Origin of the sequence: Virgibacillus aidingensis, assembly GCF_010994035.1 — a bacterium.
In the GTDB taxonomy this organism is placed as follows: domain Bacteria; phylum Bacillota; class Bacilli; order Bacillales; family Amphibacillaceae; genus Virgibacillus_N.
Genome location: NZ_WIXN01000001.1, coordinates 66,245 through 85,279, shown reverse-complemented (window position 1 = coordinate 85,279; position 19,035 = coordinate 66,245). Strand labels below are relative to the sequence as shown.

The 19,035-nt window shown below is 40.0% G+C and carries 17 protein-coding genes, 2 pseudogenes and 2 riboswitches; of the genes and pseudogenes, 7 read left to right on the top strand and 12 right to left on the bottom strand.

The annotated features are described in order from the left end of the window. Positions 1–103 precede the first annotated feature (103 nt). The 3 genes from GHD25_RS00485 to GHD25_RS00475 all read right to left on the bottom strand — a co-directional run bounded on the left by GHD25_RS00485 (position 104) and on the right by GHD25_RS00475 (position 1,737). Positions 104–514 carry a type II toxin-antitoxin system VapC family toxin gene (locus GHD25_RS00485; protein WP_164214383.1) on the bottom strand — a complete coding sequence of 137 codons (411 nt, stop codon included), beginning with the start codon at positions 512–514 and terminating at the stop codon, positions 104–106. Continuing rightward, the gene (locus tag GHD25_RS00480; protein ID WP_164214382.1) at positions 501–767 is read right to left on the bottom strand and encodes a ribbon-helix-helix domain-containing protein; all 267 of its coding nucleotides are present in this window, start codon (positions 765–767) and stop codon (positions 501–503) included. Before GHD25_RS00480 ends, GHD25_RS00485 begins: the two co-directional genes overlap by 14 nt. 304 nt (positions 768–1,071) lie before the next feature. Beyond that, positions 1,072–1,737: a uracil-DNA glycosylase gene (locus tag GHD25_RS00475; protein WP_164214381.1), complete on the bottom strand. Its 666-nt coding sequence runs from the start codon at positions 1,735–1,737 to the stop codon at positions 1,072–1,074. Positions 1,738–2,276: 539 nt separating this feature from the next. Between GHD25_RS00475 and GHD25_RS00470 the strand changes: the two genes are divergently transcribed. From GHD25_RS00470 to GHD25_RS00440, 7 genes are all read left to right on the top strand, one after another. Next, the gene (locus GHD25_RS00470; RefSeq protein WP_164214380.1) at positions 2,277–3,620 is read left to right on the top strand and encodes an MATE family efflux transporter; all 1,344 of its coding nucleotides are present in this window, start codon (positions 2,277–2,279) and stop codon (positions 3,618–3,620) included. Positions 3,621–3,885: 265 nt separating this feature from the next. Then, positions 3,886–3,987: riboswitch (purine riboswitch) on the top strand. A 74-nt stretch (positions 3,988–4,061) separates the two neighbouring features. Further along, positions 4,062–5,132, top strand: a complete 1,071-nt coding sequence (locus tag GHD25_RS00465; RefSeq protein WP_164214379.1) for an NCS2 family permease — start codon at positions 4,062–4,064, stop codon at positions 5,130–5,132. Positions 5,133–5,152: 20 nt separating this feature from the next. Beyond that, entirely contained in the window at positions 5,153–5,695 is a 543-nt protein-coding gene (locus tag GHD25_RS00460) for a phosphoribosyltransferase family protein (protein ID WP_164214378.1), read from the top strand. Positions 5,696–5,903: 208 nt separating this feature from the next. Further along, positions 5,904–6,008: riboswitch (TPP riboswitch) on the top strand. 96 nt (positions 6,009–6,104) lie between these two features. Further along, positions 6,105–6,695, top strand: a complete 591-nt coding sequence (locus GHD25_RS00455; RefSeq protein ID WP_164214377.1) for a YkoF family thiamine/hydroxymethylpyrimidine-binding protein — start codon at positions 6,105–6,107, stop codon at positions 6,693–6,695. A 14-nt stretch (positions 6,696–6,709) separates the two neighbouring features. Then, on the top strand, positions 6,710–7,315 hold the full coding sequence (locus tag GHD25_RS00450) for an ECF transporter S component (protein WP_164214376.1): 606 nt from the start codon (positions 6,710–6,712) through the stop codon (positions 7,313–7,315). After that, positions 7,296–8,882, top strand: a complete 1,587-nt coding sequence (locus GHD25_RS00445; protein ID WP_164214375.1) for an ABC transporter ATP-binding protein — start codon at positions 7,296–7,298, stop codon at positions 8,880–8,882. The genes GHD25_RS00450 and GHD25_RS00445 overlap by 20 nt, the downstream gene beginning before the upstream one ends. A gap of 7 nt (positions 8,883–8,889) precedes the next feature. After that, entirely contained in the window at positions 8,890–9,645 is a 756-nt protein-coding gene (locus GHD25_RS00440; protein ID WP_240452163.1) for an energy-coupling factor transporter transmembrane component T family protein, read from the top strand. Between the two features lie 60 nt (positions 9,646–9,705). Here the strand turns inward: GHD25_RS00440 and GHD25_RS00435 are convergent, their stop codons facing one another. The 9 genes and pseudogenes from GHD25_RS00435 to GHD25_RS00395 form a co-directional block, all read right to left on the bottom strand. After that, positions 9,706–10,989 carry an NCS2 family permease gene (locus GHD25_RS00435; RefSeq protein ID WP_164214373.1) on the bottom strand — a complete coding sequence of 428 codons (1,284 nt, stop codon included), beginning with the start codon at positions 10,987–10,989 and terminating at the stop codon, positions 9,706–9,708. Positions 10,990–11,077: 88 nt separating this feature from the next. Beyond that, positions 11,078–11,266, bottom strand: a complete 189-nt coding sequence (locus GHD25_RS00430) for a hypothetical protein (protein ID WP_164214372.1) — start codon at positions 11,264–11,266, stop codon at positions 11,078–11,080. Between the two features lie 827 nt (positions 11,267–12,093). Continuing rightward, positions 12,094–13,254 carry a DUF418 domain-containing protein gene (locus GHD25_RS00425; RefSeq protein ID WP_164214371.1) on the bottom strand — a complete coding sequence of 387 codons (1,161 nt, stop codon included), beginning with the start codon at positions 13,252–13,254 and terminating at the stop codon, positions 12,094–12,096. Positions 13,255–13,408: 154 nt separating this feature from the next. Further along, positions 13,409–13,953, bottom strand: a pseudogene (locus GHD25_RS00420) (GNAT family N-acetyltransferase). A gap of 94 nt (positions 13,954–14,047) precedes the next feature. Next, positions 14,048–14,254: pseudogene (locus GHD25_RS00415) on the bottom strand (class I SAM-dependent methyltransferase); the annotation flags it as partial. A gap of 539 nt (positions 14,255–14,793) precedes the next feature. Beyond that, on the bottom strand, positions 14,794–15,897 hold the full coding sequence (locus GHD25_RS00410; protein ID WP_164214370.1) for an ABC transporter permease: 1,104 nt from the start codon (positions 15,895–15,897) through the stop codon (positions 14,794–14,796). Beyond that, positions 15,897–17,159: an ABC transporter permease gene (locus GHD25_RS00405; protein WP_164214369.1), complete on the bottom strand. Its 1,263-nt coding sequence runs from the start codon at positions 17,157–17,159 to the stop codon at positions 15,897–15,899. The genes GHD25_RS00410 and GHD25_RS00405 overlap by 1 nt, the downstream gene beginning before the upstream one ends. A gap of 12 nt (positions 17,160–17,171) precedes the next feature. After that, on the bottom strand, positions 17,172–18,104 hold the full coding sequence (locus GHD25_RS00400; RefSeq protein ID WP_164214368.1) for an ABC transporter ATP-binding protein: 933 nt from the start codon (positions 18,102–18,104) through the stop codon (positions 17,172–17,174). 509 nt (positions 18,105–18,613) lie between these two features. Continuing rightward, the gene (locus GHD25_RS00395) at positions 18,614–19,027 is read right to left on the bottom strand and encodes a bactofilin family protein (RefSeq protein WP_240452162.1); all 414 of its coding nucleotides are present in this window, start codon (positions 19,025–19,027) and stop codon (positions 18,614–18,616) included. Positions 19,028–19,035: the final 8 nt, after the last annotated feature.

Sequence of the window (19,035 nt, the reverse complement as noted above, 5' to 3'; positions counted from 1 at the left end):
TTTAAGTATACCACGTACCTGTCAAAAAAGATACCCTCTTCTTTCATCTTCTTTTATTAACAAATACAGCACGGTAACTATACTGTTAAACAATACAACATTATTACGTCCGAACAAGCTTTACTCCCATCATTTCAAAGTGGTAATCAAAAGCAAAGATTTTTTGAACTCCTTGTTCCTTCATTATTGCCACATTTAACGCATCACAATATGATATTTTGTGATCACTATATTTATTTAAAAGCCGCAAAGTAGTTTCTCTGACTGCAGGTGTAACTTCAGCTATTATAAATTCATCTTCTTTCATTACCGATTCCAAAAAATGACGGGCAACAGGAAACCCAGAGCGATATCTGAGAAGCGTATAAGTTTCGGTTATCACTGAGTCGGAAAGTATTAGATCGTTGCCTTTCAGCACGGATGCAATTTCACGGGCCTTTTTATGGTACTGGTCTTTCACATGATATAATGCAATGAATGCACTTGTGTCCAGAAAACATTTAGCCTTTCCCATTTTCAAATATCCCCATTAAATAATCATCATGATTAACGGACAAATCCCGCGCAGAATCAACATCGTACTTTTCCGCACTATCTGCCATTTTGAGCAGTGGGTTAGTTTTTTGGCGCTCTTTTGAAGCATACTCCCTGATCGCTTCCCGGACAACTTCAGCTTCTGACCATCCTTTACTGGAAGCAAGATACTTTAAGGTTTCATCGTCTTTATCTGTTATATGAAATTGTTTTCGTTTCATTGGATCCTCCATCTAAAACTCCCCCTACACACTAATTATAATTTAAGTGTGTAGGTTAGTCAATGGTTACTCAGGCGGATTAAGTTTTGAAGGATTTTCTGTATGAATAGAAATTCATTATGAATTTTACGGGCGCATGATCTTCAGTAACCAGACGTTCATCCCTGACTTATTACATAATGCTGGAGGGGGTGTAATATACCAATTTTTCATTTTTATTTTCTTATGTCCAATGAATACCTTATAATACATGTAATCTACATTCTTTCATCCACTAACACTGGCATTATAAAATGTAAGCCGAAACTTCCCCTATTCAAACCCGCCAGTCAACCGGAGAGCGCCCTTCTTTTTCCAGAAATTTATTCGTCCTTGAAAATGGCTTACTGCCAAAAAACCCTCTGTTTGCAGAAAATGGACTTGGATGCGGTGACTTTATAATGAAGTGATGGTTCGCTGTGATCAATTCCTCTTTTGACTGCGCATGCCTGCCCCAAAGTATAAAAACAACAGGGTCTTTTTTTGCATTAATCTGCCTGATGACTTCATTTGTAAATTGCTCCCAACCCTTGCCTTTATGGGAATTCGGTTGTTTCCTCCTTACGGTCAGTACTGTATTCAGCAACAGGACTCCCTGCTTTGCCCAATTGACCAGAGAACCATGATTGGGAATAGAAATACCGAGGTCTTCCTGCAGTTCCTTATAAATATTCATTAATGATGGCGGTATGCTGACTTCCGGTTTTACAGAAAAACTTAAACCATGCGCCTGATTCGGGCCATGATAGGGATCCTGGCCAAGAATGACTACCCTGGTATTTTTATAGCTTGTATAATGGAGCGCATTAAAAATATCATACATATCCGGGTAAACAGTGTAATTACTATACTCCTGCTTCAAAAAGTCACGCAGCTGTATGTAGTAATCCTTTTTAAATTCGTTCTCCATGATTGGTGACCAATCATTTGTTAAAACGGCCATGTTTTCAGCTCCTCGAAAAAATAGTATGATATGAATTATCATATCACGCCATTTCATTCATGTAATTAAATTTAATTCTCCGGTTAAACCTCTGCAAACATTTACATTAAAATATCCTTCTGTTCCCAACAAAGAACCAAAATGGGAAGCACTTTGTTATATTATGTGTTTAATAAGAAGGTTAAAAAAGGAACGATTGGCTAAAGCAGATACATCCTACCGCAATATTGACACTGCACATACTGTATGTCGAAAATGCCTCCACAATTTTGAGCACTAGAGTTACTTCTCTATATTTATGTCAAAAGTACAAAAAGTCCCTTATAATTAATAAAAGAATGGACGTTATAGGTAACAGATAATACTAAGAAAAAATATGAATACCATTCTCGGGATTCTGGCTTCAGCAATGGAAGACAGCATATCCGAACAAATCGTTGCGCTTATTAATAAGCTGAAACAATAGAACCGGTTTTCGAAGCATGCGTCCGCATTCTCCGGAATAATATTATTCTGGAAGCAGAAGGGGAAAGGAAAACATGACTACAAATCAAACAGATTTATTACATACTGAGCCGGTCGGCCGCATTTTTATGAAATATTTGGTCCCCTCCCTGATCGGGATGATGATTATGGCATTGAATATCGTCATAGACGGGGTGATGGTAGGCAATCGACTTGGATCCACAGCGTTGGCAGGTGTAGGAATTGCATCACCGGTCTATACGATCTTCGTCGCTATGTCACTTTGGATTGGCATGGGAGGGGCTACCCTGTTCTCTCAAGCTATGGGGGCGAGGGATGTAAAAAGAGCGCAGTTTATTTTTACACATTCCATTGTTTTAATCGCCGGTTTTACTATTGTTATTGGAATAACAGCTTTGATTTTTAACGAGCCTCTTACCTATATGCTTGGGGCAAATGAAGAAACCTTTCCTTTTGCCAATGATTATTTACGAATAATGCTGCTTTTTGGATTTATCCTTACAGCAGAAAATGCTATAAGCACCTTTATACGGAATGACCAAAATCCAACTTTAGCGATGATTGCTCTAGTTGTTACAGCAGTTTTCAATATCGCCATTAACTATTATATTTTATATGTATTAAACCTGGGTGTAGCTGAGGTAGCCATCGGAACAATTATTGCCGCTTTCATTGGTGTATTTGTAATGGGTGCCCACTTTTTTAAGAAATCAAACCATTTACGCTTCGTTCCCTTTCATTTTCATCGTGCCTTGTTTAAAAATACAATGACGGTTGGCTTTCCAAGTTTCTTATCCGAAATAGGTATTTCCGTTTTCACTGTCGCTTATAATGTTACTTTGGCACGTTTGGCAGGTACAATCGGTGTTGCCGCATTTTCTGTACTGAATTATGTGCATAGTGTGATGCTCATGTTATTTCTTGGAATGGGCGCAGCTGTGCAGCCTCTTGTAAGTTATTTTCATGGGGCGAAGATGCCGGACAGAATAAGGCAGACAATGAAATTAGCTATAGGTACAGCCATTTTTTCAGGTATCGCAGCTTTTCTGATTGGTCAGTTTGGAGCCAAACAGATTGTTGCTGTTTTTGGTGATTTCGAGGCAGAAGTAGTCGATATGGCAACCACTGGAATACGACTGTTTTTCATTGCTTATCTCTTTATGGGTATCAACTTTGTGATGATGAGTTATTTTCAGTCCATTGCCCAAATTCGGATGGCAACCTGGATTACTGCAGGAAGGGAGATTATTTTCATGATGATCTTCATTCTTGTACTCCCGCTATTTATTGGTGTACATGGCGTATGGCTGTCCATACCGCTTGCAGAACTTGTTGTTATGGCTACAGTTATTCTTTATGTATGGAGAAATCAGGAATTTGCTCGACCGGGGAATTGATGCCGCCTATTCTTATCTGGATAGGTGAAGCATACAATTGCCCGTGTTCGAGCTGCAGAAAATATTTCAGTGAGCCTGATAAGCTTTATATGATTGAAAACCATACCCGCTGCCGGCAATCGCTCCCCCGTTGGATAAAGAGCAATAAACCCACCCAGGATTTAATTGTTCGTGTTTTACTTGTATTTCCACACTATAATTGAATGTATGATAGATTACAAAGAAATAAATTGAATGTTAATAGATTATATGTTAATATTGTTCGTGTATTAGTAAATATAAGCCTCGTATAATCCCGATAATATGGATCGGGAGTCTCTACAGAGTAACCGTAAATTACTCTACTATGGACGGTGCTTCTTTTAAAAAGCCGTTCTGATGAATGGCTTTTTTTGTTTTTTTAAGCACTTTTCATTTTTCGGGGGAAAAGGGAGCAGTCAGATGGAGATCATAAAAGACTTACTTGCAGCAATTAGCGGTGTGCTCAATGGTTTGCCGCAGGGACTGCTGGCCATGACATTCGGTTTTGCCTCTGTTCCTACCGCACTTGCCTTTATCATCGGAGCATTCGGGAATACCCTGACAAGCAATGTGGCTGTCATTTCATACCAGGCAGAAACCATTACCGTTGCCGGAACCATGGGAAAAAATCTTCGCGAACGATTATCCATGATTTTCTTCGGTGCGCTAATTATGCTTGTTATCGGATTATTTGGTTTAATGGAAGGGATTATTGCATGGATCGGGCCGGTAATTACCAACGGAATGATGGCGGGCGTTGGTATTATGCTGGCAAAAGTGGCTTGGGACATGTCAAAAAATGACCGTGTTGTTGGAATATCTTCTTTCATCAGTGCACTGATTGTTTACATGGCAACAAGCGATCTCGTTTACACGATCACCATTTCAGTTATTTTCTCCAGTATTATTTACGCTTTTATGAAAAAAGACAAAACAGGTGTTGCCGAAAATGTAAAAGAGGATAAATTCAAACTGCAAAAATTAACGTTAACCCCCATGGTTATTCGAGGCGCATTGGCTTTGGCGTGTTTAAATATTGGAGCCAATATAGCTTTTGGCAAAATCAATGCAGATATTGCCAAAGCGGATGTAAATGTGGACACCATTACGATTATTAGCAGTTTGGCTGATATGGCTTCTGCTTTGTTCGGAGGGGGACCGGTAGAGGTAGTTATCTCCGCCACCGCCAGTGCTCCACATGCTGTATTGTCCGGTGTCATCATGATGGTGATCATGGCAGTCATTTTATTTCTGAAACTTTTGCCCAAAATTGGCAAATACGTGCCCAGTGCTTCTATCGTCGGTTTTCTGTTTGTTTTGGGGGCTATTGTGACATTGCCGGGAAATGCAGAAGCTGCACTGACAGGAGACACGCCGGGTTCCAGTCTGGTAGGCGGTATAACAATGGTTGTAACAGCGATAGCCGATCCATTTTTAGGAATGCTTGCTGGTGTCATGATGCAATTTTTACTGGGGATATTTGGTGTTTAAAGATATCGGAGGTATGTTGAATGGAAAACTATGAACTGAAGGTTGCAGGCGTTACACGGCAATTACCGGTGATACCTGTAAATAAAGATATAAACATAGCAAGTTTTGTTCTCCTGGGTGACACGGAACTGGTTACTGCTGCGGCCCCGCTGTTAAGCGAAAAGCTGCCTGAAGCGGATATCCTTGTTACAGCTGAGGCAAAAGGAATTCCTTTTGTCCATGAGCTTTCCAAAATATTAAATATGCAACGCTATATCGTTGCCAGAAAAAGTGTAAAGCCTTATATGAAGAACCCTTTAACATATGAGGTTCATTCCATTACAACACAGTCATCACAAATTCTCTGCCTGGATGAGGCAGATGTGGAACGCATACAGGGTAAACGGGTAGCATTAATTGATGACGTTATCAGCACAGGAGAATCCATCAGGGCATTGGAGGAATTGGTCCAAAAAGCCGGAGGGAACGTTGTTGCAAAAGCAGCTATACTGGCTGAAGGAGATGCAGCTGAAAGAGAGGATATTATATTTCTGGAAAAACTGCCGATATTTAATCGAAGCTGATTAATGCTATACAAAGAAAGCGCATCAGATCAAGACTTATTAACTTATGGAATATGTGTAAATCACTTACTGCGATGAGTGGAACACCAAATCGCGATAATTCTTCCGTTTGGTTTTTGGGTTTGTAACAGTATAGGATATTAACCCTTTTCCCTTTACAAACAGGAACATTCATGTTTATACTGAAGTCAAATAACTGCATATCTGAATTTGGCACTAGGGGAGCTGCATCGAGCGGCTGAGAAGATGGAAAATCTGACCCTTATAACCCGAACTGGATAATACCAGCGTGGGGAAGTGCGGTCTGCTGTATGAATAAATATACATGGAAATATTACAGGCAAACTGCATTCCCTAAAGCGGAGTGCAGTTTTTTATTTTAATAATAATCAACAGGAGGAGTTTATGTATGGAAAACTATTGTGGAACTAGCAGAATTGCAGGTTGCCAGTTCAGCTTGCATCCTATGAGCAGGGACTTTGAAAATATTATTCTATCATCTTTGGAGAAAACGGATACTTCTAAAGTATGGAAGGAAACAGATGATGTAACCACCTTAATCCGCGGGAAGATGATCCATGTCTTTGATATTACAAAAGCCATCTTTCTGCATGCTGCTTCAACAGGGGAGCATGTTGCCATGAACGGAACCTTCTCGATTGGATGTCCGGGTGACACCGACGCAGATGCCTATATGGACGAGTCAGACACCACTTTAAATAAAGAAATGGTCAGCTCCATAAGCCAGAAAGCGGGATGCAAGTTTTCTCTCTACCCATTGGGAGAGAAAGATTATATGGATAAGATCTATGAACAGATTGACCTGTCAAAATCACGGGGTGTCCAGGTCAGCTCCACTCATTATGCAACCAGGCTGGATGGGGATGTAAAAGATATCTTCCGGACACTGGAGGAATCTTTTTATCTCGTGCAGGAGAAGGTATCCCATGTCACCATGACATTCAGCATATCAGCCAACAGTCCTTCCAATAAAGCTTAAGGAGTTGTGTGCAGATGACAAACCAATGGAAATTAAAGGAAATCGTGCTCATGGCAGTTTTAGGGGTAGTATTCGGTATAATCTACCTCGGTTTTTTCCTGATTGGCCAGGGGTTCAGAAATGTGCTTGCCCCTTTTGGCCTCGGCCAGTTTGGATATGAGATTATCTTCGGCATATGGTTTATCGTATCCATTATTGCTGCCTATATTATCCGAAAACCCGGCGTCGCCTTTACTTCTGAATTAATAGCAGGGGTAGTGCAAGTGCTTCTCGGAACGACTGCAGGTCCTCAATTGATCCTCAGTGCAGCTATACAGGGAGCAGGAGCAGAACTTGCTTTTGCTTTAACCAGGTGGAAGGATTACCGGCTGCGGATCCTTGTTTTTGCCGGAATGGGAGCTGCTATATTCAGCTTTGTCTGGAACCTGTACTCTGCCGGGAATATCGCATTGGCACCATGGTTACTTACATCCATGCTAGTTGTCAGACTGATCAGTGGTGCATTGCTGGCCGGTGTGCTAGGAAAGTGGATGAGTGACCAACTGGCAAAAACAGGCGTGCTCCGCGGGTATGCTTTAGGAAAGGAGCGGCGTAAACAACGTGAAAAAGGAGCCATTTAATCGCATCCTTGACGTAAATAACTTCTCTTTCAGCTATGAAAATCCGGAAGCTCCTTTATTAAATAATCTGCTTTTTTCCCTGTATGAAAATGAAACGGTGCTTCTAATTGGTGCCAGCGGATCAGGGAAAAGCAGTCTTGCCCTATGTTTAAATGGGTTATACCCGGAAGCAGTGGAAGGAGTTTCTTCCGGCAACATTTATTATCGCGGAAAAAACATCCGGGAATTTCAAAAGGGGGAATTGAACCAGCGAATCGGTATTGTCTTTCAGGATCCGGAAAGCCAATTTTGCATGATTAAAGTGGAAGATGAGCTTGCATTTACATTGGAAAACCGTAAAATCCCTTCCTTGGAAATGCCGCAGCGTATATCTCAAGTGCTGCATGATGTCGGGATGGAAGGAGTTGAAAAAAAGAAAATCCACGAGCTTTCGGGAGGGCAAAAACAGAAAGTTGCATTGGCATCCGTGCTTTTGCTGGAACCGGAACTTTTAATTCTTGATGAACCAACTGCCAATCTGGACCCTTTGTCCCGGGTCGAGTTTATTGACCTGTTAAACTCGCTTCGGCAAAAAAGGGATTTAGCGCTCCTCATTATCGAACATGAGCCTGATGATTGGCTGGATATGACAGACAGGGTGCTTGCTTTAGGAAGCAGCGGGAAACTTATTGCACAAGGACCTGCTAACACCATCTTTACAAAACATGCAGCACGGTTAAAAAAGGAAGGGGTTTTTTTTCCTAAGTGCTATATGCCCGAAAATAAAAATTTTGGGGTTCGTGCTCCCCTTCCGTCATCTGAAGAAATTATATCCGTAAAAGACCTTACGTTTAAAAGGAAAAGACACACAGTTCTCCAAAACGTCAATTTGAATATACACTGCGGCGAATTCGTATCGATTGCAGGAGAAAACGGCGCTGGAAAATCTACACTCCTGCAACTGATGGCAGGATTGCTGCCTTATAAGAAAGGCAAAATTTTATTTTTTGACAGAGAGCTGCAGCAGTGGAACCAGAAAGAACTGAGAAAGCAAATAGGGTATGTTTTTCAAAATCCGGAACATCAGTTTATTACTGATACCGTTATCGATGAACTGACATATGGAATGAAACTGAACGGATATACAGAGGAAAAACAGGAAGATGCTGCGACAAGACTGATGAAACAATTTCACCTGATGCATCACCGTTTCAGCAATCCCTTTTCTTTAAGCGGCGGTCAAAAAAGGCGGCTGAGTGTAGCTGCAATGCTGGATCAAACGCCGGATATTTTATTTTTTGATGAACCAACTTTTGGGCAAGACGCCTCCACGACGGGGGAACTCATGCATATCGTAAGACAATTACAGGCCGAATATGATGTAACAATTGTTTTTGTTACCCATGATATGGATATTGTGGACAGCACGGACCGGGCCATCGTACTGCATGACAGGAATATTATTTTTAATGGAAATCCGGAAGATTTATGGGAACGGGAGGATGTTATCAATCAGGCAAGGCTGCGCCTGCCTTATCGCATCAGAGGGATTCAACAGGAAGGTGTTATCCATGATCTCATCCATTAACCCGGCAATGAAGGCCGTTACAATAATGGTGCCCGGCCTGCTGCTCAGCTTTACATTTGATGTGTTTACCCCACTGGTCTATTTTATCTTTATTTTGATTATAACGTTTACGTTAGCGGATATCCGCCCGATGACATGGCTGAAAATTTTCAGTCCATTTGTATTGGTGGCACTGACATCTGCCTGGATGGCGACACTTTATGCCAATCAGACCTTTTCATATGGCAACGTCCTTTTTACCATTTGGGGAGTGGATATAACAGAAGGCAGTCTGATGACAGGAATCAGTCTGGGGCTCCGTTCTTTATGCTTTGTCGCCTTATCTCTTTTATTTGCTCTGACAACTGATTCAACAAAATTCATGCTGAGTCTCATGCAGCAGTTCAAGCTCCCGCCCAAAATTACCTTTGGCATCCTGGCAGGCTATCGTTTTCTGCCGGTTTTCCGTTCCGAGTACCAGATATTGAAACAGGCTCATCGTATTCGCGGCGCGGATAGAGAGCCCGGCATAAAAGGAAGAATAAAACAATTCCGGAGATATGCCATCCCGCTGTTGGCAAATGGTCTCCGCAAATCAGAACGTGTTGCTATTGCGATGGAATCCAAAGGGTTCACAGGAGACAAAGAGCGTACCCACTACCACCAAATGAGCATTCAGACAAAAGACTGGCTCTTTTTCATCTTATTTGCAGGTATGCTCGCAATTACCATAGCTGTTTCTTATTCCCTTGGCTACCTGAATATATTTGGAAGACAATTTTAATCAGCATAATCAAAGAGAGCCATTTGAAAAATCAAATGGCTCTCTTATCTTATAAAAACCTTAACTTGCAAATTGCAGTATAAAGGTCAGTAAAAACAGACCGGCTATAATATATAGTGTCAACGAAACGGTTCTTTCTTTTCCCGTGGTCAGCTTCAGCAGCGCATACAATATAAATCCCATCGCAATGCCGTCAGCGATACTGTACGTGAAAGGAATCATAATAATGATAAAAATAGCGGGAAATGATTCCGTTAAATCCTGAAAGTTCAAATTCCGGATGTTTTGCACCATCAGCGCCCCTATAATAATCAATATGGGAGCAATCGCGTTGGAAGGAATGATATTTATATACGGGATAAGAAAAACAGTTCCGAGGAACAGCGTACCTGCAGTGATTGCCGTAAGTCCCGTTCTTCCTCCGGCAGCAATAGCAGCCGCGCTTTCTGCAGTAGATACCGTTGGACTCGATCCAAAAACACCGGAAAGCATAGAAGAAATGCCATTTGCCTGATAAGCCTTCTTAAACTTTTCAGGTCTATTTGTCATATTCAGCTGTCCGGAAATCAAGCCGATACTTTCAAAAACGATCACCATCGTAATGGAGAATACAGCAATGATAAAAGGGAGTGATGTCCAATTTTCTAATGTAAAAGCACCGAACACCTCACTATAACCCCGCAGGGAAAAAGTATCGTTCGTACGTGCAGGCAAAATATTTAACATAAAAGCAATGCCTATACCAATAAGAATGGTCCATAGAAAATGCCCTTTCACATTGCGGATATACAAAATCAAAGCAATGGCGAGCGTCAGGATTGTTGCCAGTACGTGCGGATCACTCAAATCCCCCAACGCAATAATGGACTGATCTCCCCGCTCCACGAGACGTCCGTTTTCCAGACCAATCAGCATGAGAAAAAGCCCGATTCCGATAGTAATGGCTTCTTTCAGTGAACCCGGTATCGCACTATTGATGATTGTTGTTAACCTGGTAAAAGCAATAATGGTAAATATCAAACCGGATATGACCGTGACACCAAGCGCTTCCTGCCAGGAAAGCCCCATGGACTGCACCAATGTATAGGTAAACATCGCATTGATTCCCATACCCGGTACGACAAGAATCGGCGCATTGGCCCAAAAACCCATCAGGAGGCATCCGGCAAATGAAGTTATAATCGTAGCCATGATGGCACCTTCCAGCGGTATACCAGCCTCCGATAAAATCAGCGAATTCACAGCAATAATATAGACAATCGTAAAAAAGCCGATGAATCCTGCTGACACTTCCTGTTTTACTGTGGTGTTGTGCTGTTGTAATTGAAACAGGTTTTTTTTCATTCCTATTCCTTCTATTCAGTTATCCCTCTCCCAACCCGCTCTAAAAAAGAGCCACATTTTATTGTAATGGTTTAACGCAATTTGTCAATCAAATGGATGAACTTGCCGTCAGCGAAGACTTTTTCTTTTCCCGCACAGATATTACTGACGTTTTCTCACCATATGCTTTGCGGATCGTTTTTCTGACTTCTGCCGGTGTTCTTGCATTCACGGCCTTGGTCAGTTTTTTTCCATCCAGTTCCGCTTCCACATAAAAACATTTTGCACCGCATCTCATGCTTTTCACCTCTATCTGTTATTTTAATTAGCCCCATGGTAAGAATGGATACAGTGTAATTCAAATAAATATATTTCCATCCATCTTATAATAGCAAATATCTCTTTGAAAGCCTCTGTGTTTCCCTGCAGGCAAAAATCGCACATAAAAATAACGTAATGTGATACTTTATAATGTTTTACCGATACATGCAAGAAGCAATTTGTAAACTTTCGGTAAAAGGGTACAGATGGGAAAGATAGCAGTCCGTACACTGCAATATTATAATATATTTGGCTATTAAAACGTATATAAAAAATAAAGACCAGCTAAACACGAATCTATATATCCTTCTATATTAGATACTGTTTCCCCCATTTTATAATACTATGTCCCGAATGAAATTTTTCCTACAATTTCCATCGTCGCTTTTTGCGTCCTGCAATTGGCGTAACAAAATATGTTAGATCGTTCGTAGATAGAATCATTAAACGAATCAGGTATATTATTTAGATCTTATTGCCACTGCAATTTCATTTTTCCAAATCCATTATACATGATAAACATAAAATGCCAGCAATGGAGAGTTTTAAATATATGATTAATGTTTTTCCAGCTTTTACAGGCTGTATTTTATAAACTAAAGAGTGCTTCATGTTTCTATTAAATCAAACGTTTAACTTATTTTTAAAGCACCAATGGCTTGCATTGGGGTTATCCTCAATCAAATTTAAACCGTCTTTTTCTCCGTGTAGAAGAATTGAAACTTGGGTAATCAGAAATAGTGTGAAATTGTTTTCGATCAGATAATTTCAAGCCCAATTGCTTAACGGCATTTCACTTTATAATCAATTTTTATAAGTCAAATAACGCATATATTTTTCTAAAGGCCCTTCTATTTGCCGAATTTCCATGAAGTATGCGAATGATAAAGTCACAATCCACATCAAGATGCCGAGCAGTACGGAAGATGTGACAGTTAATATTGCACCCAAATTGAAAGCGATTGGAGAAAGCAGTATAACAATCAAAACTTCGTGTATGACGAAAAATGTTAACGAACGTTTTCCCATTGCTGTGATTGCTTTAACAATTACGCCACGGTATTTAATGCCGACTCCCAATAATCCAAATAACGCTGCATAACTTGCACCGGCTGCAAAGCCTGTAATAACATGAATACCATATGCAGTTCCTGCGGTAAAGAAACCAGGAAACCAAATATCATTAATCAATACTAGTGGTATGGCACCCGCCAATGAAATTGTTAAACAACCAATTGTTATTTTTTTCAGCTGTTTTATATGATTATACGGTTTAGTTAAGACATTTAACTTACCTAACCAAATCCCCATTAGTACTGTAGGGATGACAGGCATGAGGATATGAGTAAACAATGGATTAACAGGGACTGCAATCAGTCGGTCAACTATTGTACTGAAGTATGTTTCCTGACCAGTTAAAGCATTTGAGAAGCCATAGGACTGGATCGTAAAAAAGAAACCTCCCCAAAGGGCTGGTACATATATAAGACAAATGATTGTAGAAATAATTACATATTTTTTAATCCTATTGCTGTCCTTTTTCAAGCTGGAAACTAATAGGAGTCCGGCTATACCATATGTCATTAGTATGTCCTGTCCTCCTGCGACACCAGCAAGGATCGAACCAAACAATATTAAATACCAGCAACGTCTTTTAATTATGCGTTTTGCCTCTTCAGCACCCTGTCTTTCCAATTGCTTTCGGTAAATCATAACAAGGCCATATCCAAAGAGTATTGCGAATAAAGGACGCGCCCGATTATCTACTAACATTTCCATTAAAAAATTCAAAAATTGGTCTAAAGGTGTACTGCTGCCAACTTTTGTTGCTACACCTGGTTCTGTCATATATAAGAGCAACGGAAAATGTGAAAGTATAATTAATAAGAGCATGGAACCCCGTGCGATATCTAAGGATATTGCACGGTTCTTTTGGGCTACTTTATCAGTATATAAATCATTCATTATAATTTTCCTCTCTTACACAATCTTTATCTTAAAGATTCATATTCTCCATACCATGCACATAAGGCAGTACTGAAACAATAATTAAATAATGCCTTTTTCCGAAAAGGTACTCAACTTTTCAAATAAGGTTCTCACTATTATTGCGGGATAATTATTTGTTTCTCAAATATTCATTTTGAAGAATTCCCATATGAATGATGTCATGCCATTCACCATTTCTAAAGAGACTCTGTCTGCTACTTCCTTCCTCCTGAAAACCGATTTTCGTGTACAACCGAATAGCTCTTTCATTAAATGAATACACTCTCAGGAAAACCCGATGCAGGTTCATTTCGTAAAAAGCATAATTCAATAGCAATTTCAAACCCTCCAAACCATAGCCTTTTCCCCAATAATTCTTTTCCCCGATATCAATAATACACTCCGCATTTCTATTCTTATAATCTAAGTTAATTAATCCTACAATGCCAATTGGTATCTCCTTACTCTTTTTAACCATAATATAGTTTTTTGCTGCAGATGATCCCAAAATAACTTGGCTGACAAATTCTTTAGTATCTTCCATAGAGTAGAGTAAACATCCAAAGATAGGTTGGTGGAATGCATAACTTCCGGATCATTTCTCCACTTGTTATAAACTTCAGTATCTTCCATTGTCATCTTTCTTAGTCTCACTCTTGATGATTCAAACAACATAGCAATTACTCCTCGTATAAGCGGTTCGTAGTGCGTATATAGGAAAATGGCTGTTCGGAAGTTTCACAGTACAGCACGTTTTTTAAAGAAACGATTACTTTTCGGCCGAGATGATTAAAAACATAGGCCTTCGATGTTCATCTATCATTCCGGAATCACGCTTTGCTATTTTTTCAGTCGGCATAGGCTCTTTAACCGCACTTATGGTAAAACCGGCATGAATCAGATCATTGATATACGTTGAAAATGTACGATGATATTTAATTACATTTTCTGCTAAAAAAGATGTGTTTCTCACTCCATTTTTTTATATTCAGAAAAAAATATCTCTTCATCATATATATTTTGTTTCATTACTTTCACATCTCCAATCCATTAAAGTTAAGTTATTCAAGCAGCATTTTCATTTCTAACCTATAGCTACCAAAATATTTATTACGTTCTCATGCTTACGCGGGACAAAAGAGAATAGGGCAACAATCGGTTTATTATCACGAAACATCAAAATTTCCTGCTTTAGTTTGAACCTGAAGGTATTTGGATGCCTAGGGCTGGCGGAGGTCAAGCTGATCAGCAAATTCCCCTACTGAGAAAGAGACTATTCCTCAAAAGCTCAACTATGTTTAAACGGATCGATTCAGCTAGCGTGTTACAACGTTAAATTCATGGTTATTTGTTTTTTCCTCCCGGATGCTAAATTCCTCCATGTTTTTGCTACCCTTATTTGTCTTTTTTCCAGGACACCACATTAAGATGATGGAAGATGATTCACTATTAGATCAAACGTTTATTTAACTTCAAAAAATACTGCAGGGACTTCGTTCGCTTCTGCTTTTATATTCAATCCTTCCTTCTCTCCACCAAATTCACACCAACTCCCATGGAGATCACACCAATCAGCAGCATTAATACAAGAGGCAGCGTAATCTCACTCCATCCTGCATCAAATAGTGCTATATCCATCAAGGCCTCCATCGCATGAGCCAGCGGGAATAAGTCTGCGACAAACAAAAGAATTGGATTACTAATCAGACCGGGAGGCATATAAACACCGCTGATGATCGGTATAATCGGTATAACAGACGTGTATATCATATTGAACTGCTCCGGCGTTTTCACAAATCCGGTAATCAACATGGATACACTTACCATGCTGATTGCAAAAACAGCTGCAACTGTCAGTATCATGCCAAAATGATACCCGAGATCGTAATCCAGCACATAATGAAATAACACCAGCACAATAAAAATTTGCGTAAACCCTATAAAAAAGCTGTAAAACAAGTGACCGGTATACATACCGGTTTTACTCGTAGGAGAGAGAATCATTCTATCCCATACACCACTTACTTTATCCGAAGTTACCCCGTTTACTTTAAAACCAATCGTAAACATGGATAAGAATAAAGTAATACCAAACAGCAATTGAAGGATCATATTATGTTCGGGCACTTCTCCACCCTCGATGGATTCAATTTGCATTTGTAAAGGAGCATTTTCCAAATAGACGTCCACTTCATTCCTGGTAGCTTCCACATTCTCTGAACCAGCAGCCGCCCTTAACTGTGCCTCTTGTGTAAACACAGTATGAACATAGTCTTCCAATAATTGGACAGCCCGTGAATCGGCAGCTGCAATTACTTGGTAATCATTATCAAACAGCTGAAGGGCAGCCTCACTATCTCCTTCTTCTACCTCCGCCCTCGCCTCTTTTTCATCAGTAACAACAAACGAATAACCCTGATTATTATTCAGCAGTAACTCCCATTTTTCTTCTACTTCTTCCTTATTTGACTCACTGCTAAAAATAGGTACATCTATTTTTGATTGTTGATCAGTATCCGCAAAAATAAACGTTAAAAGCATACTTCCAACAATCATTAAAATCACAGTCCAAGGGCTTCTTATGTCCTTTTTTAATTGTGCTTTAAATACTGGCAGCATTATGCTCTCCTCCTTTCGGGAAACAAGAGAACCCCGAAGAGAAGAAACCCTATAAAAAATCCGGCTAGTTTCATTAACGGAGCAGCAAAAGAAACAATATCATCTGTTTGGAGAAATTCCGTAAATAAAGATATCGTTATCCCGGTCGGTGTCCATCCACTAAGTGCTTCCAGCCATTCCGGAAGCTGTTCCATCGGAAAAAAGTTCCCGCCTAAAGCAGCCATGACCATAATTACAATCGTAAACAGTCCATTAGCTGCATTGAGATTTTTCATTCTTAACATCAATGACGTAAAACTTGCAGATAACCCAGCAACAACGAATGAAAAAAATGTGACAATCACAATAATACCCAGCCAATAATTCACTGACTTTTCGGGAAAAATACCCAGCAGAAGGTCACTTACAAAAAATACAAGCATTAACTGTATCCAGGTCATAGCAAAAGTGGAAAAAGTTTTACCCATTAAATAAGAAACTGGGCGGCTGTTCGTTAATAAAATCCGATTGAAAACACGTTCCCTTTTTTCCGTTTCCGTCTTTACAGCAACCGTAGCGGCAATAAATAATGCAAAGAGCGTACTCATCGCAACTGCGTAATATTGGGCAAGGTCCCATTCAACTGCACTTTCGTTAATAACCTCTCTTCCTCCCTCCGGCAATACCGCATCTCCGGCTTCTCCTTCTGCGACTGCACCAAGTGCAAATTGATAGTTGAAAGTCTTCAAATAATTATCGATGATATCTGTTAAAATATCTGTCTCAATGGAATGTTCTTCGATCTGCAAGTGAAGGGACGTATCTGCAGTCTCACCAAGCACCATCTGTCCTACAACATCAAACGTAAAGTCATTTGGGATCTTTATGACGGCATCCAAATCGCCATTTTCAACCTGTTCTATCGCTTCTTCTTCATTCATCTCCTCTGTATGAATCCAGGAACTTAATTCGGGGTCATCAAAAAGCGATACAATTAAACCAATAGGTGACAAATCCTGAGCCTGTTCCATCATTACCTCTATTTTCCTCTCAGGTAAATCGATGTTCTGCAGTCTTTTTTCAAATTGCTGAAGACCTGCTGCTTCATCATCTTCTACTACAAGCCCTGCATGTATATCCATGTCACCAGCATCATCAAACGTTATACCGGAGAAGACAAAATTTACTACAATGATGATGAAGATAGGCGCCAGCAAAGAAATCAATACTTCTTTACGGTCCCGCCAAAATACGAGTAAATCTTTTTTTATGAATGCAATCATATATTATCCCCCCTAGTCTCTTAATGTCCGGCCGGTTAAATGCAGGAAAACATCTTCAAGACTCGGCGTTTCCATCTGAAAATTGGTTAAATGAATACCTTCACTTTCTACTGCGTGTACCAAATCACTTAAAATATTACTTCCTTTTTTGGAAATAATCCGTATGCCATTTTTAGTTTCATCCACACGGCGTATGTTTTTAATAGACTTTATTTTCTCAACTACTTCATCATTTGTATCACTCAAATTTATCTGGATCGTGTCCTCGCTGGATAAAATACTTAACAGTTCTTCTTTGCTGCCCGCAGCTACTACTCTTCCGTGATCCATAATATAGACGCGTTCGCATAATTGCTCTACTTCCTCCATATAATGACTCGTATAAAGCACTGTTGTTCCATTTTCTCGATTCAGCTTTTTGACGGTTTCCAGGATATGACTCCTTGATTGGGGGTCGATTCCAACAGTCGGTTCATCCAGGATAAGGATTTCAGGATTATGCAATAGGGCAGCAGCAATATTAACCCGGCGCTTCATCCCGCCGGAAAAGGTCTTTACCAGCTCTTTTTGGCGTTTTTTCAACCCGACCATGTCAAGCACATTCTGAATACGCTGTTCCAGCACATTTCTTTTGACTCCGTAAATTTCACCAAAGAACTTTAGATTTTCGTGAGCCGACAATTCTTCATATAGCGCAATTTCCTGCGGCACGACGCCAAGAATTCTTCTAATTTCAGCCGGATTTTTTATCGTGCTTTTTCCATTTAATTTCACATCCCCGGAAGTGGGCTTTAATAAAGAAGAAATCATGGAAATTGTAGTGGATTTACCCGCTCCGTTTGGACCAAGCAAACCGATCGATTCGCCTTCATCCATATAGATATCAACGTCCTCCACCACTTTTTTTCCTTTAAATGACTTCGTTAATTTGTTTATTTCTATCATATTTACACACACTCCTGTATGAGGCTCAGGTTTAGAGAAAAACAGGTCTTCGTAATGTTATCTTTAATTGGTTTATACTCACCTGACTGTGTAAAATATACATGAAAAAAGACAGTGTCACCACTGTCTTTAGTCATTCTCAAGGTTAACTGGAATTACTTTAGTCATTTTATTTTTAGTCATATCATTTCCTGTGTCCCTGTCCATCAGACAAGGTTATGGCATATAGAGTGTAAATCGCCAATTGGACCAGTCTCTCAGATCCAATTTCTGCAGGATCTTACCCGTATTATTTTTCAACGTGCGCGTGCCATTTCCAAACAGCACAGGATCCTCATGCCTCATACAGATACCTCGGAAGCAAGGCACCTTTTGATCAGAAGAACCGTTCCGCTAATAACTTCCTTAAACGGTCTTCAGAATAAAGCGGATATATTTTCTCGTCATCAGTGACATAGTACATCAGCCTAATCCCTTATGTATTCGCATCTGCTTCAACAGTCTGCCAGTCACTTTCCGTTTTCCTCCATTTGGACAACATTCTCAGTTGTATAAGCCTCGGTATTCCTCATAACACTTTCTCCATTAAATTGACCTTTTTCATCAATGACAATAGTATTCATCTCAGCTTTTCCGTCCAATGAGCCGGTATCATATATATGAATTTTATTCGCGACTTTGACATCGCCTTGTATTTTGCCTGCCAAAAATAAATTTCTGGCTGTCACGGTTTTTTCAACATAGCCTTCCTGCCCAATGGTGACGTCACCCGAGCAATTCAGCTCTCCATAGATATTCCCATCAATTCTAATACTGGAATGAACCTCAAGTGAACCGGTAAATGTTGTTTCTTCACCAACAATTGTTGACGTCTCATCCAGCTTCTTTTTATTTTTTTTACTGGAAAACACGTTTCTTCTCACCTCCACAG